We start from the raw sequence: 21,430 nt of genomic DNA, 5'->3' as shown, positions 1-21,430 counted from the left end.
TGTGTCTCACCCCGCCGGTTCGGTGACGTCGGCGACCGTGGCCCCGAGGGCGGCCACCAGCTCGACGGCGTCGACCGTGAGCGCCACGCCGTGTGCGCCGCCCCCGAGGCTGACCGTGCCGGTGACGGCCTGGTCGGCGATCACCGGCAGGGGGGTGGTGCTGCCCAGCGGGGTGATCGTGCCCCGCACGTAGCCGGTGACGTCGTACGCCGCGTCGGCGCTCGGCATCGACAGGCGGTTGACGCCGAGCAGGGCGCGCAGCTTGGGCCACGCGATCTCACGGTCGCCCGGCACCAGGACGAAGCGGTGGTCGCCCTCGGCCACCCGCACCACCATCGTCTTCACGACCTGGCTCGGGTCCACGCCGCGGGCGGCGGCGGCCTCCTCGAGGGACCGGACCGGGCCGTGCCGGGTCACCGCGAAGTCCAGGCCGAGCGCCTCGGCGGCCGCGACGGCTCGGGCGGAGTTGTCGGTCTCGTCGCTCACGCCGGCGAACCTACTCCGGTCGCCTGGCGGTGCCGAGGAACCCGTAGGTCCACGGCCGGGCCACGGCCGGCCCGGGGAGGTACTCCTGACGGAGCTCGGTGACCTGGAGCCCCGCCGCCTCGAGCAGGGCCGGCACGTCCCGGGTCAGGTGGCAGCCGCCGACCAGCCGTCGCTGCACGGGCTCGAGGCGGTGCTGCCAGCGGACGACCTGCGGGTCCGGGGCCAGGCCGTGCTCGAGGAAGTGGAACGTGCCCCCGGGCCGCAGCACCCGACGCACCTCCCCGAGCGCCGCCGCCACGTCGGGGATCGTGCACAGCGTGAACGTGGCCAGCGCTGCGTCGTACGACGCGTCGGGCGCCTCGAGCCGCTGTCCGTCCAGCCCGACCCGCCGGATCGGCACCGTCGCGGACCGGCGACGCGCCGCCGAGCGGGCCCAGCCGACCTCCGACGGCTCCACCGCGTTCAGCGAGGACACCTCGGCGGGCAGGTGGGTCAGGTTGAGGCCGCTCCCGAAGCCGATCTCGAGCACCCGGCCGTGCAGCCCGGTGCACGCGACGTCGCGGAAGCGACCGATCTCGTCGTTGGACAGTGACAGGTCGGTCAGCCGCGGCACGACCTGGGTGGACCACAACCCCATGTGCCCAGCATGCCCGCTGAGGGCCCCTCCGGGCCCCCCATCGCACGAACGAGGTACCCCATCCGGGTGATGCGGCCTGCCCCGGTTGTGTCTCCACGGATGACTCGAGCAGGCCGTGGTGGCGGGGACCTCTGGGGGAGTGGACTGGGCGGCGGCGCACAACCGGGTGCGCCCTCCACCCCCGGGAGAACCATGTCCATCACGCCATCCACCTGGCGCAGTGCGGTCGCCGTCCTCTCCGCGGCAGCGCTGCTGACCGTCGGTGCCGACGCGGTCAGCTACGCGGCCACCGGTCACAGCGTCCTGCTCGGCAAGTCCAACACCGCGAGCCGGTCGACGACCATCACGAACAACGGCAGCGGGCCCGCGCTCGCGCTCAGGTCCGGGAAGCGCTCGCCGTCGCTCTCGGTGACCAGCTCGAAGCTGGTCAAGCACCTCAACGCGGAACGGCTCGGAGATCTGAAGGTGAACCAGGTCGCGCCCACGACCACCCGCCTGCGCACGGGTACGGCGGGCGCACCCATGCCCGTGCCGAACCTCTACGAGGTGAGCGTCCCGACCGGCGACTACCTCGTGTCGATGTTCGGCCTCTACAGCAGCTCGGACGCCAACCCGTTCCTGGTCTGCACGCTGATCGACGAACAGAAGCTCCTCGCCAACGACATCACCGGCGCCCACCTGTACGAGTACCAGCAGGACACCGCCTACAGCGGACAGATCTCGCAGACGAACGTCGTGCACCTGAAGGGCAACCGCCCGCTCGTGTACGGCTGCAACAGCGACGCCGGCACCACGCAGCTGGTGCCGCTCACCATCAGCCTGCGCAAGGTCAACGGGGTGAAGTCGCGGACCGGCACCACCTTCAGCCCGCGCACCGCTCCGCACGTCTCGCGGCTGCTGCGCTGAGACCCGCGGGCCGGGTCGCTCGCCGGGCGAGCGACCCGGCCCGTCGTCGGTGCCACCACGTAGTCTCATCGCATGAGCGTTCGACGGGTGATGGGGACCGAGGTCGAGTACGGCATCTCCGTGCAGGGGCAGCCCCTGGCCAACCCCATGGTCGCGTCCTCCCAGGTCGTGAACGCCTACGCGTCGGCGACTGTGAAGGCCCGCCGCGCCCGGTGGGACTTCGAGGAGGAGTCACCGTTGCGCGACGCGCGCGGCTTCGACATGTCCCGCCAGATCGCCGATCCCTCCCAGCTCACCGACGAGGACATGGGGCTGGCGAACGTCATCCTCACCAACGGGGCGCGCCTCTACGTCGACCACGCCCACCCCGAGTACTCCACGCCCGAGGTCACCTCGCCGCTCGACATCGTCCGCTGGGACAAGGCGGGGGAGCAGGTCATGCTCGACGCCGCACGCCGGGCCGGGCAGCTGCCGGGCGGCGCGCCGATCGTGCTCTACAAGAACAACACCGACAACAAGGGAGCGTCGTACGGCGCCCACGAGAACTACCTGATGCGGCGCTCGACGCCGTTCGCCGACATCGTCCGGCACCTCACGCCGTTCTTCGTCAGTCGCCAGGTCGTGTGCGGCGCCGGTCGGGTCGGGATCGGCCAGGACGGTCGGGAGCACGGGTTCCAGGTCAGCCAGCGCGCCGACTTCTTCGAGGTCGAGGTGGGCCTCGAGACCACGCTCAAGCGGCCGATCATCAACACCCGCGACGAGCCCCACGCCGACCCCGAGAAGTACCGCCGCCTCCACGTCATCATCGGCGACGCCAACCTCGCCGAGGTGTCGACGTACCTCAAGGTCGGCACCACCGCGCTCGTGCTGGCCATGATCGAGGACCGGTTCATCACCCGGGACCTCAGCATCGACGGGTCCGTGGCGGCGCTGCGCGCGGTGTCCCACGACCCGACCCTGCGGCAGACCGTGAAGATGCACGACGGGCGCTCCCTGACCGCGCTGCAGCTGCAGCTGGAGTACCTCGACCTCGCCAAGAAGTACGTCGAGGATCGCTACGGCGCCGACGCCGACCCGCAGACCGTCGACGTGCTGGCCCGCTGGGAGTCCGTCCTCGACCGGCTCGAGCGTGATCCCATGCTGTGCGCGACGGAGCTGGACTGGGTCGCCAAGCTCAAGCTGCTCGAGCAGTACCGCCAGCGCGACGGTCTCTCGTGGGACGACGCGAAGCTGCAGCTGATCGACTACCAGTACTCCGACATCCGTCCCGAGAAGGGGCTCTACCACCGCCTGGTGGGTCTGGGGAAGATCGAGCGGCTGCTCGACGACCACTCCATCGAGGCCGCGATGCACGACCCGCCGGTGGACACCCGTGCCTACTTCCGCGGACGCTGCCTCGAGAAGTACGCCGACCACGTCGCGGCCGCGTCCTGGGACTCGGTCATCTTCGACCTGCCCGGCCGCGAGTCGCTGCAGCGGGTCCCGACCATCGACCCGTTGCGCGGCAGCCGGGCCCACGTGGGCGAGCTGCTCGACCGCTGTGAGACAGCCGAGGCGTTGTTCGCCGCTCTCACCCGCTGAGTGGATAGGGTCGGACCGAGCCGAAGGAGAGACATGGCACAGGAGCAGAAGCAACCGCGCAAGTCCTCGGAGACCGAGGAGTCGACCGAGGTCGCTCCGGAGAGCGACGTCGCCGAGCGGAAGGAAGCCCTCGACGACGACGTGGACGCGATCCTCGACGAGATCGACGACGTCCTCGAGACCAACGCCGAGGACTTCGTGAAGTCGTTCATCCAGAAGGGCGGCCAGTGACGGATCCCCGCCTGCCGGCTGCGTTCCTCCAGCCCGGCACGTCCTCCTTCAGCGACTTCCTCGCCGCCCAGGCGCCGGACCTGCTGCCGTCCCGGCGCGCCGTACCCCAAGGACACGCGGGCGACCTCGCCCCGCACGGCACGACGATCGTGGCCGCCACGTTCCCCGGCGGCGTCGTGATGGCCGGCGACCGCCGCGCCACCATGGGCAACATCATCGCCCAGCGCGACATCGAGAAGGTCTTCCCGGCCGACGAGTTCTCCGCCGTCGGCATCGCCGGCACGGCCGGGCTCGCGGTCGAGATGGTGCGGCTGTTCCAGACCGAGCTCGAGCACTACGAGAAGATCGAGGGCAGCACGCTCTCGATGGACGGCAAGGCCAACCGCCTCGCCGCGCTCATCCGCTCCAACCTCGGCATGGCCATGCAGGGCCTCGCCGTCGTCCCGCTCTTCGCCGGCTACGACCTCAACCACGGCCAGGGCCGGATCTTCAGCTACGACGTCACCGGCGGTCGCTACGAGGAGACGGCGTTCCACTCCGTCGGCTCCGGCTCGCTGTTCGCCCGCGGCTCCCTGAAGAAGCTCTACCGCGACGACTTCACCGCCGACCTGACGGTGCAGGCCGTCGTCGAGGCGCTGTACGACGCCGCCGATGACGACTCGGCGACCGGCGGCCCCGACATCACCCGCCGGATCTTCCCGGTCGTCCAGGTGATGACCGCCGACGGCGGGCGACGGCTGCCCGACACCGAGGTCGCTGCCATCGCCGACCGTGTCATCGCCGGCCGGATGAACCGCCCCGACGGACCGGCCGCCCAGCTCGAGGCAGGAGACCGCTGAGATGAGCATGCCGTTCTACGTCTCGCCCGAGCAGCTGATGAAGGACCGGGCCGACTTCGCCCGCAAGGGCATCAGCCGGGGACGCTCGGTGGTCGCGGTGCAGTACGCCGACGGCGTGCTGTTCGTCTCCGAGAACCCCTCCCAGGCGTTGCACAAGGTCTCCGAGATCTACGACCGGATCGCGTTCGCCGCGGTGGGCCGCTACAACGAGTTCGAGAACCTCCGGATCGCCGGCGTCCGGCTCGCCGACATGCGCGGCTACGCCTACGACCGCCGCGACGTCACCGGGCGGGGGCTCGCCAACGCCTACGCCCAGACCCTCGGCACGATCTTCTCCAGCGGCGGCGAGAAGCCCTACGAGGTCGAGATCTTCGTCGCCGAGATCGGCGACACGGCCTCCGACGACCAGATCTACCGGCTCACCTACGACGGCCAGGTGGCCGACGAGCACGGGTACGCCGTCATGGGCGGCCAGGCGGACACCGTCGGGCAGCACCTCAAGGAGCACTACACCGAGGGTGGTTCCCTCTCGGACGCGTTGAAGGTCGCGGTGGCCGCCCTGGGGCACACCGCCGCCGACAACGGCGCCAGCGAGGACCGCGTCATCCCGACCGAGGACCTCGAGGTCGCCGTCCTCGACCGCACCCGGACCCAGCCGCGGAAGTTCAGCCGGTTGCGCCCCGCCCGGCTCGACGAGCTGCTCGGTGAGCGGGGCCCCGGCACGCACGCCGAGCCGGAGCGCCTGGATGAGCCGAGCTCCGACGGTGAGCCTCCGGTGGCTCCTCCCGCCTGATGTTGCCGTTTGGTCCCCAACCGCATGGATCTGCCCCGGATCGATGCGGTTGGTGACCAAACCGCACGCCTGACCACGCCGGCAGTCATCCCCAGACCACCCCGCCGCATCCGGTGTCCACAGCCAGGCTGAGGCCGGTCGTCGACGTGCTCGCGAGCACGCACGCTCTCGTGCATGACTGGAACCGAATCCGACACCGATGCTGATGACGACGCGCCGATCCGCGGCGAAGTCCGCCTCGTCGACCACCGCCGCGTCGCGCACGGCCTCTACGTGAAGAAGCGGGAGGGGCTGGACGAGGACGAGGAGCTGGTCCGAGACCTGAAGGCCTTCCTCCTCGTGCTCCCGCAGGGTGCGGTGTTCACCCACGTGACGGCGGCGAGACTGCTGGGCTGGCAGCTCCCGCGCCTCCCCGAGCAGGTGCCCGTCTTCGCGGCAGTGCGGACGAAGGACAACAGGCCTCGACGCCCGGGCCTGATCTGCTCGCGCCTCGTGCGCGACCCGCAACCGATCGAGGCCATGGGACTCCCCGTGGACGCCCCGGAGGAGATCCTGCTGCGCGCGGCGCGTGACCTCGGCTCGCTGGACCTGGGGATCATGATCGACTCCGCCCGGCGCCTCGGCCACATCGACGAGGACCGGATGGAGGAGATCCTGGCCAGCAAGCGTCCGGGAGTCCGCGTGCTCAGGGCCGCCTGGGCGCTCTCGCACGCGAAGGCCGAGTCGGGTGGGGAGACCGTGTTGCGTCTCTTCCACACGGTCATCGACGTGCGTGTCACCCCGCAGGTCGACCTGTACGCCGACGACGGCCGCCACCTGGGCCGGGCCGACCTGTTGGTGGACGGGACACCCAACGTCCACGAGTACGACGGGGAGCACCACCGGTCGAAGAAGCAGCAGGCCACCGACCTGCGGCGCGAACGAGGGTGGTCAGGCACGTCGTACGTCCGACGCGGCTACGTGCTCGACGACCTGATCAACCACCCCTTGGTCCTGATGCACGAGATCGACCGGGCCCTGGGCCGGCCGCACTCGCTCTCCCGCCTCGCGAGATGGCGCCGGATGGTCGGGAACTCGATGTACTCGGAGGCAGGCCGAGAGCGGGTGATGAACAGGTGGCGCCGGCAGACCACCCTCGTCGATTGGTCAGCAACGGCATGAGATCGGCCCTGATGGATGCGGTTGGGGACCAATCCGCATCAATTGCGCCCCCGTCACCGATTCTCGGGGTCTGATCGGTGGTTGCGCCCACACGGACCACCAGCGTGCGCCTAGGCTGACGAGCATGGACCGGCGCATCTTCGGTATCGAGAACGAGTACGGCGTGACGTGCACGTTCAAGGGCCAGCGCCGCCTCAGCCCGGACGAAGTGGCGCGCTACCTGTTCCGCAAGGTCGTCAGCTGGGGCCGCAGCAGCAACGTGTTCCTGCGCAACGGCGCCCGGCTCTACCTCGACGTCGGCAGCCACCCGGAGTACGCCACCCCGGAGTGTGACGACGTCGTCGAGCTGGTGACCCACGACAAGGCGGGGGAGCGGGTGCTCGAGGGCCTGCTGCTCGACGCCGAGCAGCGTCTCCACGACGAGGGCATCGCGGGCGAGATCTACCTGTTCAAGAACAACACCGACTCCGCCGGCAACTCCTACGGCTGCCACGAGAACTACCTGGTCGGCCGGGCGGGGGAGTTCTCCCGGCTGGCCGACGTGCTCATCCCGTTCCTGGTCACCCGCCAGATCATCGTGGGTGCCGGCAAGATCACCCAGACCCCCCGCGGGGCCAGCTACAGCGTCAGCCAGCGCGCGGAGCACATCTGGGAGGGCGTCTCGAGCGCCACCACGCGCAGCAGGCCGATCATCAACACCCGCGACGAGCCCCACGCCGACGCGGAGAAGTACCGGAGGCTCCACGTCATCGTCGGCGACTCGAACATGAGCGAGACGACCACGATGCTGAAGGTCGCCAGCTGCGACCTGGTCCTGCGGATGATCGAGGAGGGCGTGGTGATGCGCGACCTCACGATGGAGAACCCCATCCGCGCGATCCGCGAGATCTCCCACGACGTGACCGGGCGCCGCAAGGTGCGGCTGGCCAACGGCCGCGAGGCGAGCGCGCTGGAGATCCAGGCCGAGTACCTCACCAAGGCCCGCGACTTCGTCGACCGGCGCGAGATCAGCACCCCGCTGATCGAGCGGGCGCTCGACCTGTGGGAGCGCAGCCTGAAGGCCGTGGAGTCCGACGACCTGAGCCTGATCGACCGCGAGATCGACTGGGTCATCAAGTGGAAGCTCATCGACCGCTACCGCGCCAAGCACGGCCTGCCGCTGGGTCACCCGCGGATCGCCCAGCTCGACCTCGCCTACCACGACATCCACCGCGGCCGGGGGCTCTACTACCTCCTGGAGAAGCGGGGCGCGGTCGCGCGGGTGACGACCGACCTGAAGATCTTCGAGGCCAAGTCGGTGCCGCCGCAGACCACGCGGGCGCGGCTGCGGGGCGAGTTCATCCGCAAGGCCCAGGAGCGCCGCCGCGACTTCACCGTCGACTGGGTGCACCTGAAGCTCAACGACCAGGCCCAGCGCACGGTCCTGTGCAAGGACCCGTTCCGGGCGTACGACGAGCGCGTGCAGCGCCTCATCGACGGAATGTGACCCGGCTGCCGGGTTCTCTCAGGCGCTGTGGATAGGGTGACCCGCGCTGTCCTGCACACTCTCCCGAAGGTGAATCTCGTGTCTCGACGACTTCGTCGCCTCTCGTCCGTCCTGCTGCCCGTCGTCCTCCTGGCGGGCCTGTCCGCCTGCGGCGACGACTCCTCCTCCTCCGCGCCCTCGCCGCTGGACGCCGTGTCGATCTCCGGCTCGCCCGGCGAGGAGCCGAAGGTGGAGTGGAAGTCCGAGCTCAAGGCCGACGGCGTCGACAGCACGACCCTCGAGGAGGGCGACGGCGCCGAGGTGTCCGACGGCGACCAGGTCAGCGCGCAGATCTGGATCGGCAACGGCGTCACCGAGAAGAAGGCGTTCAGCACCTACGACGCGGGCCAGCCGCAGGACCTGACCCTCGGCGACCAGCTGAGCCCGGTGTTCAACGACGCCATCTCGGGCCAGAAGATCGGCTCCCGCATCGCGGTCACCACGCCCGCCGACAAGGTCTTCGGTGAGGCAGGCAACCCGCAGATGGGCATCGGCAACAAGGACAGCGTCCTGATGATCATCGATCTGGTCGAGCCGCCGGCGGCGCCGAAGCCCAAGGACGTCGCCCCGTCGAAGCTCCCCGGCGTGATCGAGAAGAACGGCGAGCCGGTCGGGCTCGACTTCAAGGGGCTGCCGAAGCCGAAGGCCGACGGTGACCTCCTGCGCAGCGTCATCAAGGAGGGCAAGGGCGAGACGGTCACCGACAAGATGACCGTCACCGCGAACTACCTCGGCCAGGTGTACGGCGCCAAGGAGCCCTTCGACGAGAGCTACTCGAAGAAGCCGGTCCCGTTCTCCCTGCAGAGCGTCGTCAAGGGCTGGACCTACGGCCTGTCGGGCGTCAAGGTCGGCAGCCGCGTGCTCCTGCAGATCCCGCCGGACCTCGGTTACGGCGCCCAGGCGCAGGGCAACATCCCGGCGAACAGCACGCTCTACTTCGTCGTGGACATCATCAAGGCCAAGTAGCCACCGCAGTAGCCACCTGAGGGGGAGGAGCAGCAGATGAACGGGTCGGCGGCGCGCAAGAGCGAGCGCCTGCTCAACCTGCTCATCATGCTGCTCGTCCAGCGCCACTACGTGAGCAAGGACCGGATCCGCACGATTCTCTACCCGGGCTCCTCGCACGAGGGCTTCGAGAAGATGTTCGAGCGGGACAAGGAGGAGCTGCGCTCGCTCGGCGTCCCGATCGAGGTGGGCAGCATGGACGCCTACTTCGACGACGAGCCGGGCTACCGGATCCCGGCGGACCGGTTCGCGCTGCCCGACATCAGCCTCGAGGCCGACGAGGCCGCGGTCATCGGCCTGGCCACCCGGGTGTGGTCGCACGCCCGGCTGGCCGAGGCGACGACCGAGGCGGTCCGCAAGCTCACCGCCCTCGGCGTGCCGCTCGACGTGTCGGCGCTCGACATCGCCGAGCCGCGGCTGACGGCCGACGAGCCGTCGTTCGACGTGTTCTGGGAGGCGACGCAGGAGCGCTGCCCGGTCGAGTTCGAGTACCGCCGACCCGGCGAGACCACCACCACGACCCGGCACCTGCAGCCGTGGGGCGTCGTGCGCTACTCCGGCCGCTGGTACGCCGTGGGCCTGGACACCGACCGCGGCGAGGAGCGGGTCTTCCGCCTCTCCCGGGTCCAGGGCGAGGCCCGCCGGGTCGGCCGGCCAGGCTCGTACGACGTCCCGCCCGGCACCGACGTACGCGCCACCGCCCGTCGGCTGGCGCCCGCCCCGACCACCGAACGAGCCGTGGTCCTGGTCCGCTCGGGTGCCGGGCTGGCCCTGCGTCGCAACGCCGAGAACGTCGAGTCCGGCGTGCCCGGCCCCGACGAGCTGACCTCCTGGGACCGCCTGACGGTGTCCCGCAGCGGCCCCGGTCTCGCCGACGAGCTGCTCGGGTACGGCGCGGACGTGTGCGTGGAGGAGCCCGCCGACCTGCGTGACCGGATCGTCGAGCGGCTCTCGGCCGTGGTGAGCCGCGCGGGGGAGGGGGCCGCATGAGCGCCCGACCGCCCGTCCAGGCGGCCGCCAAGGACCAGGTCGCCCGCCTGCTCACCCTGGTGCCGTTCCTGCACGCCCGCGGCCAGGTCCGCCTCGACGAGGCCGCGACGGCCCTCGGCGTCGCCCCCGACCAGCTCGTCCGCGACCTCAAGGTCCTGCTGATGTGCGGGCTGCCGGGCGGCTACCCCGACGACCTGATCGACGTCGACCTCGACGCCCTGGAGGGGGAGGAGGGCGACGGGGTGATCCGGGTGTCCAACGCCGACTACCTCGCCCGGCCGCTGCGGCTCTCGCCCACGGAGGCGACCGCGATCATCGTGGCGCTCCGGGCCCTGCGCAACGGAGCGGGCGACGACACCCGCGAGGTCGTCGACCGGGCGCTGGCGAAGCTGGAGGCTGCCGCCGCCGAGGGCTCCGCGGCCGCGCAGATCGACCCCGGCGAGGAGCCGACCACCCCCGACCTGGCGCGCCTCGAGGCGCGGCTGCGGGAGGCGGCCGAGCAGCAGCGGCAGGTGCGGCTGAGCTACTACGTCCCGTCCCGCGACGAGCAGTCCGAGCGCACGGTCGACCCGCGCGGCGTCGTGACCGCGCACGGCTTCGCCTACCTCGATGCCTGGTGCCACAGCGCGGAGGCACCCCGGCTGTTCCGGCTCGACCGGATCCAGTCCGCGGAGGTGCTCGACGCCCCCATCGAGACCGAGCCGCAGGCCCCGCGGGACCTCGCGGACGGCCTGTTCGCCCGTTCCTCGGACACCACGAGGGTCACCCTCCGCCTCGACCCGGCCGCCCGCTGGGTCGTCGAGTACTACCCCGTGGAGGACGTCCGGCAGCTGAAGGGCGGCGAGCTCGAGGTCGACCTGCTGGTCGCCGACGACCGGTGGCTGCAGCGGCTGCTGCTCCGGCTCTCGCCGCACGCGCGGGTCGTCTCACCCCAAGAGTTCACCGACTCTTTCCACGCGTCCGCCCGCGCCACGCTCGGGCTCTATTCGTGACCCGGCGTAGACTTGTCACCGTTGCACCCCCCACGATGAGGACCTCATGATCACGCCAATGATCGCCAATCTCGGCACCACGGAGCTGCTGCTCATCCTGGCTGTCGTCATCCTGCTGTTCGGCGCCGCCAAGCTCCCCGAGCTCGCCCGCGGCAGTGGGCGTGCGCTGCGCATCTTCAAGGCCGAGACCAAGGGCCTGATGGACGACGACGAGACGCCCGGCAAGGCCTCCGGCCAGACCCCGGAGCAGCTCGAGATCGAGGCCCGACAGCAGGCCGAGCTCGACGCCCGCCAGGCCCAGCTCGACGCCGAGCGCGAGCGCCTGCGCCGCAACGACTCCGCCTGACCGGGCCCCTCGGTTGTCCATCGCCGGACTCGTCGACCTGCTCCGTGGCCGTCCCCACCACCCGGTGGGCGCTGACGGCCGGATGGCGCTCGGTGACCACCTGCGGGAGCTGCGTGCCCGGCTGATCCGGTCGGTGCTGTTCCTGGTCTTGGTCTTCGCGGTCGCCCTGGTCTTCTACGACCAGCTCCTCGACCTCGTGCTGAACCCCTACAACGACGCCCGCGTCCAGCTGGGGCAGAAGACGCAGACCACGGCGTACGTCGCCGGCGCCACCGGACCGCTGATGCTCCAGCTCAAGCTGTGCGGCGTGGCGGCCATCGTGGTGTCGAGCCCGTACTGGCTCTACCAGATCTGGGCGTTCATCGTCCCGGGCCTGCACGACAACGAGAAGAAGTGGTCGCGGATCTTCGCGGCCGTCGCCGGCCCGTTGTTCATCATCGGCGTCGCCACCGGCTACTACGTGCTGCCCAAGGGACTGGAGGTGCTGATCGGCTTCACCCCGGCCGGGCTCCAGAACCTCGTCGAGTTCGGGGAGTACTTCAGCTTCCTGACCCGGATGCTGCTGGTCTTCGGCATCGCGTTCGAGATCCCGCTGTTCGTGATCATGCTGAACCTTGCCGGCGTCGTCTCCGGCAAGGCGCTGGGGCGCTACCGCCCGTGGATCGTGCTCGGCACCTTCGTGTTCGCAGCGGTCGCGACGCCCTCCACCGACCCGTTCTCCATGCTCATGCTGGCCCTGCCGATGCTGGTGCTGTTCTTCGTCGCCGAGGCGATCGCGCGCGCGGTCGACCGGGCCCGGCACCGCAACAGCGGCAGCACCGACCAGTGGGCCGACGACGAGCTGTCGCCGCTGTGACAGCCCTGATGAAGGACCTGCTCCGGGACCTCGACCCCTTCGACCTCCCGGACTGGCTCGGTGTCTCCGACGTGACCTGGACGGCCCTGACCGGCGTGCGCAGCGGCCACCACGTCTCGGGCCAGCTGCACGCCGACGGCGACGACGGGACCCTGCACGACGTGCCCTGCGACCTGCTGGCCATCGATGAGGCCTACCCCGTGCCGGTCGCCAGCGACGACGTCCGCAAGCGGGCCCACCAGGCGTGGCGGCACGGCCAGATCCTGCTGCTGGAGCTCGAGGGCAGGCCGACCCTGGCCGTCCCCGGCACCTCGTTCAACGCCGACCTCGTGCTCGACGCGCTCAGCCGGCTGGCCAAGGCGGTGGGGAGCTCGGCCGACCACTTCGCGGCGCGGCTGCGCATCGGTGTCGAGTCGCGCCGCGGCGGCGCTCCCGGCCGCTAGGGTCCACCCCGTGGCCGGCAGCTCCCGCGAGATCGCGTTCCTGACCAACCCCACGTCGGGCAAGGGGCGCGGCGTCCGGGCCCGCGACGTGGCACTGCCCCGGCTGCGCGACGCGGGCCTCGCGGTCCGCAGCCTCGAGGGGCGCGACGCCGACGAGGCGCTCGACCTCGCCCGCCAGTGCGTCGAGGACGGCGTCGAGACCCTCGTGGTCTGCGGCGGTGACGGCATGGTGCACCTCGGCGTCCAGGCCGTGGCGGCCACCACCACCCGGCTGGGCATCGTCCCGGCCGGCACCGGCAACGACGTGGCCCGCTACTTCGACATCCCGCGCAAGGACCCGGCCGCCGCCGCGGACCGGATCGTCGCCGGGCGCACCCACACCGTCGACCTGGCGCGCAGCGGCTCGAAGTACTTCGTCACCGTGATGGCCGCCGGGTTCGACGCGATCGTCAACGAGCGCGCCAACAAGATGACCTGGCCCCGCGGCCAGATGCGCTACAACATCGCCACCCTCGCCGAGCTGCGCACCTTCGAGCCGCTGCCGTACACCCTCGACCTCGACGGCACCCCGCTGCGCCTCGACGCGATGCTCGTCGCGATCGGCAACGGTCCGTCCTTCGGCGGCGGCCTGCGGATCACCGAGGGCGCGATCCTCGACGACGGCCTCCTCGACGTGGTGATCATCAAGACCATGACCAAGCCGGACCTGGTCCGGACCTACCCCAAGCTCTTCAAGGGCACCCACGTCACCCACCCGCAGTACGAGCACCACCGGGTCCGACGCGTCACCGTGGCGGCCCCGGGCATCGTGTCGTACGCCGACGGGGAACGCTTCGGACCGCTCCCGCTGACGGTGGAGTGCGCACCCGGGGCGTTGACGGTGCTCGCCTAGTCCCACCACCTAGGGTGGAGCCATGAGCACGGCGGACGACCTCTCACCGGCCGAGCGTTACGCCGACTACCGCCGCGGGCGGCAGCACCCGGTGTTCCGCGACTTCGAGAGCCTCTACGACTTCCCCCTCGACGACTTCCAGGTGCGCGCCTGCAAGGAGATCGAGGAGGGCCGCGGCGTCCTCGTCGCCGCGCCCACCGGGTCCGGCAAGACCATCGTCGGCGAGTTCGCGATCCACCTCGCCCTGGCCACGGGCCGCAAGTGCTTCTACACGACCCCGATCAAGGCGCTCTCGAACCAGAAGTTCAACGACCTCGTGGCGCGCTACGGCCCGGACCAGGTCGGCCTGCTGACCGGCGACAACACCGTCAACGGCGAGGCGCCGATCGTGGTGATGACCACCGAGGTGCTGCGCAACATGCTCTACGCCGGCTCCCGGACCCTGCTCGGCCTCGGCTTCGTGGTGATGGACGAGGTGCACTACCTCGCCGACCGGGCCCGCGGAGCGGTCTGGGAGGAGGTGATCATCCACCTGCCGGAGTCGGTGGCCCTGATCTCCCTGTCCGCCACCGTCTCCAACGCCGAGGAGTTCGGCGAGTGGCTCGAGACCGTGCGCGGGGACACCACGACGATCGTCGAGGAGCGTCGTCCGGTCCCGCTCTACCAGCACGTGATGGTGGGCAAGCGGCTGCTCGACCTGTTCGCCGACTCCGACGTCGACGCCGCCGCCGGCTTCGTCAAGGAGGGGGCGCCGGTCAACGGCGAGCTGCTCAAGGTCGCTCGGGACGACTGGGCCAGCAGCCGGATGCGGGACCGGCGCTCGCCGCGCGACCGCAACCGTCGCGGCACCAGCAAGCACGCGGTCGGCAACGGCCGCCGGGTGTGGATCCCGAGCCGGTTCGACGTCATCGACCGCCTCGACCGCCAGGGCCTGCTGCCCGCGATCGTGTTCATCTTCAGCCGGGTGGGCTGCGACGCGGCCGTCACCCAGTGCCTGAACGCCGGGATCCGACTCACCTCCCCGGAGGAGCGCGACGAGATCTACGAGTTCGTGGAGGCCAGCTGCCGCAACCTGCCCGAGGAGGACCTGCACGTCCTCGGCTACCACGACTTCCTCGACGGCCTGACCCGTGGGGTCGCGGCGCACCACGCCGGGATGCTGCCGGCGTTCAAGCAGTGCGTGGAGGAGCTCTACGTGCGCGGCCTGTGCAAGGTCGTGTTCGCGACCGAGACGCTGGCCCTCGGCATCAACATGCCGGCACGCACCGTCGTCATCGAGAAGCTCTCGAAGTGGAACGGCGAGACCCACGCCGACATCACGCCGGGGGAGTACACCCAGCTGACCGGCCGGGCCGGTCGCCGGGGACTCGACGTCGAGGGGCACGGGGTGGTGCTCTGGCAGCCCGGCATGAACCCCCGCGAGCTCGCCGGCCTCGCCTCGACGCGCACCTACCCGCTGCGCTCGTCGTTCCGTCCGTCGTACAACATGGCGGTCAACCTGGTCCACCAGTTCGGTCGGGAGCGGTCGCGCGAGCTCCTCGAGCAGTCCTTCGCCCAGTTCCAGGCCGACAAGGCCGTGGTCGGTCTCGCCCGCCAGCTGCGCAAGAGCGAGGACGCCCTCGAGGGCTACCGGGAGGCGGCCACCTGCCACCTCGGCGACTTCATGGAGTACGCCGCCCTGCGCCGCCGCATCAGCGACGCCGAGAAGAACGCGTCGCGGGCGCGCCGGGCCGACCGACGCGAGGAGGTCCTCGAGTCGCTGGCTCGGCTCAAGCCCGGCGACGTCATCGACGTCCCGGCCGGCAAGTTCGCCGGGTACGCCGTCGTCATCGACCCCGGGATGTCCGCCGAGGGTCCGCGCCCGTACGTCGTCACCGCCGAGCGCCAGGCCCGCCGGCTGGCCCTGATGGACTTCCCCACCCCGGTGACCGCGCTGACCCGGCTGCGGGTGCCCAAGAACTTCAACGGCCGCAACCCGCAGATGCGCCGCGACCTGGCCAGCGCGCTGCGCTCGCGCACCCACGACCTCGCCCCGGCGTACCCCGGCAAGGGCAACGGCGGTGGCCGCAGCACCAAGCCCCCCGTGGACTCCGGCACCGAACGCGAGATCGCCCGGCTCCGCGACCAGCTGAAGGCGCACCCCTGCCACGCCTGCCCCGAGCGCGAGGACCACGCCCGGTGGGCGGAGCGCTGGTTCAAGCTCGAGCGGGACTCCGCGACCCTCAAGCGACGCGTGGAGCAGCGCACCAACACCGTGGCCCGCCAGTTCGACCGGGTGTGCGAGGTGCTCACCGCGCTGGACTACCTCGAGGGCGACACGGTCACGTCCCGGGGCCGCTACCTGCGCCGGATCTACTCCGACATGGACCTGCTGGCCGCCGAGTGCCTGCGGCACGGCCTGTGGGACGACCTGACACCCTCCGGGCTCGCCGCGGCGCTGTCGGTCCTGGTCTTCGAGGCCCGTCGTCCCGACGACGCCACCTCGCCGCGGATCCCCGGGGGACCGGTGCGGGACGCGATCGGGGAGATGGTGCGGCTGTGGGGCGAGCTCGACGCACTCGAGCGTGACCACCGCCTGGACTTCCTGCGCCAGCCCGACCTCGGCTTCGCCTGGGTCGCCTACCGCTGGGCCGAGGGGGACGAGCTCGACGACGTGCTGGGCGCCAGCGACCTCGCCGCGGGCGACTTCGTGCGCTGGATGAAGCAGCTGCTCGACCTGGCCGGCCAGGTGGCGGAGGCGGCCGGCGACCTGCCGCTGCGGAGCACCGCCCGTGAGGTCGTGGCGCGGCTGCGACGGGGCGTGGTGGCCTACTCCGGGCTGACCGACTGAGCGGCCGGACCGCCCCGAGACGGTCGGGTTCCGCAAGACCCGCAAGGTTCGCTCAGGACTGCGTCAACTCCCTGGAGGCACCGCGGACCAGCTCCTACGCTGGAGCCGGAAGCTCAGCCGGCGTCGCTCCTGAGTCCTGTGACCGGGTGGTGCCGGCGGTCCCGTGGGGTCGCACGGGAGGCAACAGGGGTATCCCCCCGTTGCGTCTCGACAACGCGGGTGGGCCTCTGCGCGGGACTGCTGATCACAGGTCCGCGAGCCGTCGGCGATGACCCCTCGCTGGTCGAGAGATCAGGACCGACACCTTCCGGGAACCGCTGATCCCCTGTCAGACGGTGACCTGCGAGGCCGGTGGGCGCCCACTGCGGTGGGCGTCCACCGGTCGCCGTCGCTGGTCCGCGCTAGCCGCGGGCCGCCTCCTGCACCGCGCGGTCGACCTCCACGTCGCCATTCACGAGGTTCCACTGCTGTCCCGCCGTGGCGTCCTCGTCGAGGACGGCCGCGACGACCGCGGCGACGTCCGCGCGGGTGACCTCGCCGCGCGCCACGTCCGGGCCGAGGGCGACGCGTCCGGTGGCCCGGTCGTCGGTGAGCCGGCCGGGCCGCAGGATCGTCCAGGTGAGGTCGCTGGCGCGCAGCGCGGCATCGGCGTCCCGTTTGGCCTCGACGTAGGCACGCCACACGTCGCCGGTGTCCTCCGGCAGCGGGTCGTCGACCCCGATCGCCGAGACCTGCACGAACCGGCTGATGCCCGCCCCACGCGCGCCCTCGATCGACTTCAGGCTGCCCTCGAGGTCGACGGTGCGCTTGCGCTCGATGTTGCCGTCCGGGCCGCCGCCGGCCGCGAAGACCACCGCGTCACAGCCCGAGAACGCCTCGGCGAACGCCGCGCCGTCCTCGCTCTCGATGTCGAGCAGGCGCACCTCGGCGCCGAGCCCCTCGAGCTCGGAGCGGTACTCCTCCTTGCGGACCAGGGCGACAGGGGTGTGCCCGCGGCGTACGAGCTCGGGGTGGAGATGGAGGGCCACCTGGCCGTGGCCGCCGACGATCGCGATTCGACTCATGCGCTCCACCGTACGGACCCCCCGCACACTCACCCCTCATGTCCGTTCCCGAGCGCCGAGGTGGTCGAGACATCCGGGTCCGCTCTCCTGCCGTCGGGTCTAGCGTGCGAAGGGCCCGTCACACTCGTCGAGGGAGAGAGCTGATGGCCGACCACACCGAGCTGCTCGTGATCGGGGCAGGTCCCTACGCGAGCTCCGCCGCAGCCCACGCCCGCGACCGCGGGATCGGCACCCGGATCGTCGGCCACCCGATGTCGTTCTGGCGCGACCGGATGCCGGCGGACATGTACCTCCGCTCCGGCCCGGACTGGCACCTCGACGCCAACGGTGAGCACACCTTCGAGGCGTTCTTCGAGGACCGTGGCCTCTCGCCCGCCGACCACAACCCGATCCCGATCGGGGTCTTCCTGGACCACACCGACTGGTTCGCGGAGCGCAAGGGTCTCGAGGTCGAGGGGCGCCTGGTGCGGGACCTGACCCGGCCGGACGACGTCTTCCACGCGGAGATGGAGGACGGTGAGGTGATCACCGCGGACAAGGTGCTGGCGGCGCCGGGCGTCGCACACTTCGCCCAGCTGCCGCAGTGGTACGACGCCGTGCCCGCCGACCGTCGCTCCCACACCAGCGAGCTGGTCGCGTTCGACCACCTCGCCGGCGCGCGAGTGGCCGTGATCGGCGGCCGGCAGAGCGCCTACGAGTGGGCGGCGCTGCTGTGCGACCACGGCGCGGAGCGCGTCGACGTCGTGCATCGCCATGACACCCCCGACTTCGCGAAGGTGAGCTGGGCCTTCGTCGACGACTACGTCGAGCAGACGTTGGCGACCCGCGGCTGGTGGCGCCGGCTGCCCGCAGGTGAGCAGGCAGCCATCGCCCGGGAGTTCTGGCAGGTCGGCCGGCTCACGCTGGAGCCCTGGCTGGTGCCGCGGATGCTGCCGGACGTCGTGCACCGGCACCCGCGCGACGAGGTCGCCGAGGTCGCCGGCGGCGACCAGGACGTCGTACGCCTCGCGCTGTCCGACGGCGACACCCTCGAGGTCGACCACGTGGTCTTCGCCTCCGGCTACCGGGCCGACCTGGCCAAGGTGCCGTACCTCGCCGGCGTGCTCGACCGGGTCTCGGTCACCGACGGCTTCCCGGACCTCTCCGAGGGCCTCGAGACGACCCTGCCGGGGCTCCACGTGACGGGCTTCGCGGCCACGCGCGACTTCGGGCCGTTCTACGGGTTCACGAAGGGCTGCCCGTCGGCGGCACGGATCGCGGTGGAGGAGATGCTCCGCTAGCTCGGTCCGTCGTTCGTCAGCGCCTCGACGAGCCGCTGGACCGGGCTCTCCAGCCCGTAGCGCTGCGCGAGGTCGAGCAGCCGCTCGGGATCGGCCGGGGTCCGGGGCAGCCCGGTGGCCGCGCGATCGAGGTCGAGGTCGCGCGCGACGGCGACGACCTGGGGGGCCACCTCGAGGTAGTCGGCCGCCTGCTTGATCTTCCCGCGCGGGCCGGGGCCCATGTCGGACCCGGGGTCGTGGGCGGCGGAGACGATGCCGTCGATGTCGCCGAACCGGCCGAGCAGGGTGGCCGCCGTCTTCTCGCCGACCCCCGCGACACCGGGCAGCCCGTCACTGGCGTCGCCGCGCAGGGTCGCGAAGTCGGCGTACTGCCGTGCGTCGATGGCGTACTTGTCGCGCACCCAGCCGTTGGTGACCCGGTCGTGCCGCCCGACCCCGCGCGCGATGTAGAGGACCCGCACCTCGGTGTCGTCGTCGACGAGCTGGAACAGGTCGCGGTCGCCGGTGACGATGTCGACCGGCTTGCCGGCCCCGGTCGCGAGCGTGCCGATCACGTCGTCGGCCTCGTAGCCGTCGGCGCCCACGACACTGATGCCGAACGCCTCGAGCACCTCGAGGATGACGGGGATCTGCACCTGGAGCGGGTCGGGGACCTCCTCGACGTCGGGGGCGGACTCGACCTCCGCCTCCACGCGGCGCGCCTTGTACGACGGCAGCAGGTCGACCCGCCACTGCGGACGCCAGTCGTTGTCCCAGCAACACACCAGGTCGGTGGGGCGGTAGTCGGTGACCAGCCGGGCGATGAAGTCCAGCAGTCCGCGGACGGCGTTCACCGGCGTGCCGTCCGGGCCCTTGATCTCCGGCACCCCGTAGAAGGCGCGGAAGTACATCGACGCCGTGTCGAGCAGCATCAGACGGCCCTGTTCATCCCTGGTCACGAGCCGCATCCTGCCACGCCCGGACCGCTAGTCTGAGCGGCGTGACCCCGGCCGACGTCGAACCCACCGACCGCAAGATCCTCGAGCTGCTCGCGGCCGACGGTCGGATGTCCTTCACCGACCTCGGCAAGGCCACGGGCCTGTCGACCTCCGCCGTCCACCAGCGGGTCAAGCGGCTCGAGTCCCGGGGAATGATCCACGGGTACGGCGCCACGATCGACCACGAACAGCTCGGACTGCCGCTGACCGCGTTCATCTCGATCCGCCCGATCGACCCCTCGCAGCCCGACGACTCACCCGAGCGGCTCCAGGACATCCGCGAGATCGAGTCCTGCTGGTCGGTGGCGGGGGAGGAGTCCTACATCCTCAAGATCCGAGTCCCCACGCCCGCCGACCTCGAGAACCTCCTCGCCCGGATCCGCTCGGCCGCGAACGTCTCCACCCGGACCACGATCGTGCTCTCCACGCCGTACGAGAACCGCTCGGTGGTGTAGCGCTGCAGGACTCCCCGGCTGGCCGGTGACTCCTGTGCTTGTCGACCGTTGCAACGGCTGACAAGCGCAGGACATGGTCGACAAGGTGGGCTCAGGCGATGAACGAACCGGGCCGAAAGAGTGCCCGGATCCGCGCTGCGGTGAGCTCGGGGTGGTAGAGGTCGGCCCATACGATCCGGATGCACCGCCAGCCGGTCAGCTCGCAGACGAGCTCTTCGCGTCGCTTCTCCCGCAGCACCGCATCGGTGACCGACTCGCCCGGCCTCAAGAACTGCTCGTACTTGATCCTGCCGTCGAACTCCACGAACACCCCGAGCTCCGGCCAGGCGAAGTCGACGCGCGCGACGACGCGCCCGGTCCAGTCCTTGATCTCGTACTGGGGGATCGGCATCGGCATCCCCTGCGCCCAGCACAGGAAGAGGAAGCGGGATTCCCCGACCGACTCGACACGTCCGTCGGCCAGACGTACGACGAGATCGCTGGTCAGGGAGTGCGGCCAGTACGTGCGCGTCTCGAGTGCGTTGACCAGAAGGTCATGGGAGGTCTCGCCGCGGTGGATCAGGTCGTTGACGGTCACCAGGCTGTGCTCGACGTCCGCGATCGTGGTGATGTCGAGAGCCGTGCGCGTGCCGCTGGTGATCAGCTGACCGTCCCGGCGGGTCACGTCGTCGAGACGCACCGCGCCGCGATGCTGCTTGACGCCGGCGGCGCTCCTGCCCGCGCGGCCGTCGGTCCGGGTGAGGTGCACGACGTCGGGGAGCTCCCACACGGCCGCGCCGAGCGCGTCGGCCGCGGTGGTGTGGGAGAGCAACACGTGGGTCCGGACGGTGCGCAGTGCCGCCTTGGCCCGGACACGACGCCGACCGACGTCGTCGAGAGCCGCCCACACGTCGGCCGGGACGAACGCGCCCGTTCGCACGCGCACCCACGCACCGTCACTCACCTGCCTGGCGATGGCGCGGTCGTCGTACCCCAGGGACAGCGCCTCGCGGCGCAGGAAGGCTCCGCACTGTGCGGCGATGGCTCTGAGTCGAGGATCCATGTCCCGGACTCTCGCCCGGATCGAGGCCGGCCAACCGGGCCCGGGCAGATCTGTGGAGAACCGGCGGGGGTTGTCGACTGTTCCCTGTGCTTGTCGACC

22 protein-coding genes are annotated in these 21,430 nt (G+C 71.1%); 17 read left to right on the top strand and 5 right to left on the bottom strand.

Going from position 1 to position 21,430, the window contains the following annotated elements; translation table 11 throughout:
- Positions 1 to 6 precede the first annotated feature (6 nt).
- Positions 7 to 486: an aminoacyl-tRNA deacylase gene (locus tag ACZ43H_RS07745; RefSeq protein ID WP_464589096.1), complete on the bottom strand. Its 480-nt coding sequence runs from the start codon at positions 484 to 486 to the stop codon at positions 7 to 9.
- Positions 487 to 496: 10 nt separating this feature from the next.
- Positions 497 to 1,123 carry a class I SAM-dependent methyltransferase gene (locus ACZ43H_RS07740; RefSeq protein ID WP_464589094.1) on the bottom strand — a complete coding sequence of 209 codons (627 nt, stop codon included), beginning with the start codon at positions 1,121 to 1,123 and terminating at the stop codon, positions 497 to 499.
- Between the two features lie 192 nt (positions 1,124 to 1,315).
- Between ACZ43H_RS07740 and ACZ43H_RS07735 the strand changes: the two genes are divergently transcribed.
- The 15 genes from ACZ43H_RS07735 to ACZ43H_RS07665 all read left to right on the top strand — a co-directional run bounded on the left by ACZ43H_RS07735 (position 1,316) and on the right by ACZ43H_RS07665 (position 16,513).
- A complete protein-coding gene (locus tag ACZ43H_RS07735) occupies positions 1,316 to 2,029 on the top strand; it encodes a hypothetical protein (RefSeq protein WP_464589092.1) in 714 nt (237 codons plus the stop codon).
- A 72-nt stretch (positions 2,030 to 2,101) separates the two neighbouring features.
- Positions 2,102 to 3,610 (top strand): depupylase/deamidase Dop, encoded by a 1,509-nt coding sequence (dop, locus tag ACZ43H_RS07730; RefSeq protein WP_464589090.1) that lies wholly within the window; start codon positions 2,102 to 2,104, stop codon positions 3,608 to 3,610.
- Positions 3,611 to 3,643: 33 nt separating this feature from the next.
- Positions 3,644 to 3,841: a ubiquitin-like protein Pup gene (locus ACZ43H_RS07725; RefSeq protein WP_344154461.1), complete on the top strand. Its 198-nt coding sequence runs from the start codon at positions 3,644 to 3,646 to the stop codon at positions 3,839 to 3,841.
- Positions 3,838 to 4,680 carry a proteasome subunit beta gene (prcB, locus tag ACZ43H_RS07720; RefSeq protein WP_464589088.1) on the top strand — a complete coding sequence of 281 codons (843 nt, stop codon included), beginning with the start codon at positions 3,838 to 3,840 and terminating at the stop codon, positions 4,678 to 4,680. The genes ACZ43H_RS07725 and prcB overlap by 4 nt, the downstream gene beginning before the upstream one ends.
- Position 4,681: 1 nt before the next feature.
- Entirely contained in the window at positions 4,682 to 5,473 is a 792-nt protein-coding gene (prcA, locus tag ACZ43H_RS07715; protein WP_464589086.1) for a proteasome subunit alpha, read from the top strand.
- 174 nt (positions 5,474 to 5,647) lie between these two features.
- Positions 5,648 to 6,634, top strand: a complete 987-nt coding sequence (locus tag ACZ43H_RS07710; protein ID WP_464589084.1) for a hypothetical protein — start codon at positions 5,648 to 5,650, stop codon at positions 6,632 to 6,634.
- 124 nt (positions 6,635 to 6,758) lie between these two features.
- Positions 6,759 to 8,120, top strand: a complete 1,362-nt coding sequence (pafA, locus tag ACZ43H_RS07705) for a Pup--protein ligase (RefSeq protein ID WP_464589082.1) — start codon at positions 6,759 to 6,761, stop codon at positions 8,118 to 8,120.
- A gap of 78 nt (positions 8,121 to 8,198) precedes the next feature.
- Positions 8,199 to 9,125: an FKBP-type peptidyl-prolyl cis-trans isomerase gene (locus ACZ43H_RS07700; protein WP_464589080.1), complete on the top strand. Its 927-nt coding sequence runs from the start codon at positions 8,199 to 8,201 to the stop codon at positions 9,123 to 9,125.
- A 36-nt stretch (positions 9,126 to 9,161) separates the two neighbouring features.
- A complete protein-coding gene (locus tag ACZ43H_RS07695) occupies positions 9,162 to 10,154 on the top strand; it encodes a helix-turn-helix transcriptional regulator (protein WP_464589078.1) in 993 nt (330 codons plus the stop codon).
- The gene (locus tag ACZ43H_RS07690; protein ID WP_464589076.1) at positions 10,151 to 11,146 is read left to right on the top strand and encodes a helix-turn-helix transcriptional regulator; all 996 of its coding nucleotides are present in this window, start codon (positions 10,151 to 10,153) and stop codon (positions 11,144 to 11,146) included. Before ACZ43H_RS07695 ends, ACZ43H_RS07690 begins: the two co-directional genes overlap by 4 nt.
- 58 nt (positions 11,147 to 11,204) lie before the next feature.
- Positions 11,205 to 11,492, top strand: a complete 288-nt coding sequence (tatA, locus tag ACZ43H_RS07685; protein ID WP_464589074.1) for a twin-arginine translocase TatA/TatE family subunit — start codon at positions 11,205 to 11,207, stop codon at positions 11,490 to 11,492.
- A 13-nt stretch (positions 11,493 to 11,505) separates the two neighbouring features.
- A complete protein-coding gene (gene tatC / locus ACZ43H_RS07680; protein ID WP_464589072.1) occupies positions 11,506 to 12,348 on the top strand; it encodes a twin-arginine translocase subunit TatC in 843 nt (280 codons plus the stop codon).
- Complete coding sequence (locus ACZ43H_RS07675; protein ID WP_464589071.1) at positions 12,345 to 12,791, top strand: hypothetical protein; 447 nt, start codon at positions 12,345 to 12,347, stop codon at positions 12,789 to 12,791. The genes tatC and ACZ43H_RS07675 overlap by 4 nt, the downstream gene beginning before the upstream one ends.
- 10 nt (positions 12,792 to 12,801) lie before the next feature.
- Positions 12,802 to 13,683 carry a diacylglycerol kinase gene (locus tag ACZ43H_RS07670; protein WP_464589069.1) on the top strand — a complete coding sequence of 294 codons (882 nt, stop codon included), beginning with the start codon at positions 12,802 to 12,804 and terminating at the stop codon, positions 13,681 to 13,683.
- 22 nt (positions 13,684 to 13,705) lie between these two features.
- Complete coding sequence (locus ACZ43H_RS07665; protein WP_464589068.1) at positions 13,706 to 16,513, top strand: DEAD/DEAH box helicase; 2,808 nt, start codon at positions 13,706 to 13,708, stop codon at positions 16,511 to 16,513.
- Positions 16,514 to 16,914: 401 nt separating this feature from the next.
- Here ACZ43H_RS07665 and ACZ43H_RS07660 read toward each other — a convergent pair whose 3' ends face one another.
- On the bottom strand, positions 16,915 to 17,577 hold the full coding sequence (locus ACZ43H_RS07660; RefSeq protein ID WP_464589067.1) for an SDR family oxidoreductase: 663 nt from the start codon (positions 17,575 to 17,577) through the stop codon (positions 16,915 to 16,917).
- Between the two features lie 143 nt (positions 17,578 to 17,720).
- On the opposite strand from ACZ43H_RS07660, the gene ACZ43H_RS07655 reads away from it, so the two are divergent.
- Positions 17,721 to 18,857 (top strand): FAD-dependent oxidoreductase, encoded by a 1,137-nt coding sequence (locus tag ACZ43H_RS07655; RefSeq protein ID WP_464589066.1) that lies wholly within the window; start codon positions 17,721 to 17,723, stop codon positions 18,855 to 18,857.
- Here the strand turns inward: ACZ43H_RS07655 and ACZ43H_RS07650 are convergent.
- Positions 18,854 to 19,768: a 5'-3' exonuclease gene (locus tag ACZ43H_RS07650; protein WP_464590763.1), complete on the bottom strand. Its 915-nt coding sequence runs from the start codon at positions 19,766 to 19,768 to the stop codon at positions 18,854 to 18,856. The genes ACZ43H_RS07655 and ACZ43H_RS07650 overlap by 4 nt on opposite strands.
- 68 nt (positions 19,769 to 19,836) lie before the next feature.
- On the opposite strand from ACZ43H_RS07650, the gene ACZ43H_RS07645 reads away from it, so the two are divergent.
- Positions 19,837 to 20,289: an Lrp/AsnC family transcriptional regulator gene (locus ACZ43H_RS07645; protein WP_379180858.1), complete on the top strand. Its 453-nt coding sequence runs from the start codon at positions 19,837 to 19,839 to the stop codon at positions 20,287 to 20,289.
- Positions 20,290 to 20,380: 91 nt separating this feature from the next.
- On the opposite strand, the gene ACZ43H_RS07640 is transcribed toward ACZ43H_RS07645, so the two are convergent.
- The gene (locus tag ACZ43H_RS07640; RefSeq protein ID WP_464589064.1) at positions 20,381 to 21,331 is read right to left on the bottom strand and encodes a hypothetical protein; all 951 of its coding nucleotides are present in this window, start codon (positions 21,329 to 21,331) and stop codon (positions 20,381 to 20,383) included.
- Positions 21,332 to 21,430: the final 99 nt, after the last annotated feature.

This window comes from Nocardioides sp. DN36 (genome assembly GCF_055380375.1).
The sequence above is the reverse complement of the archived record's forward strand: the minus strand, read 5'-3'. Positions and strand labels throughout refer to the sequence as shown.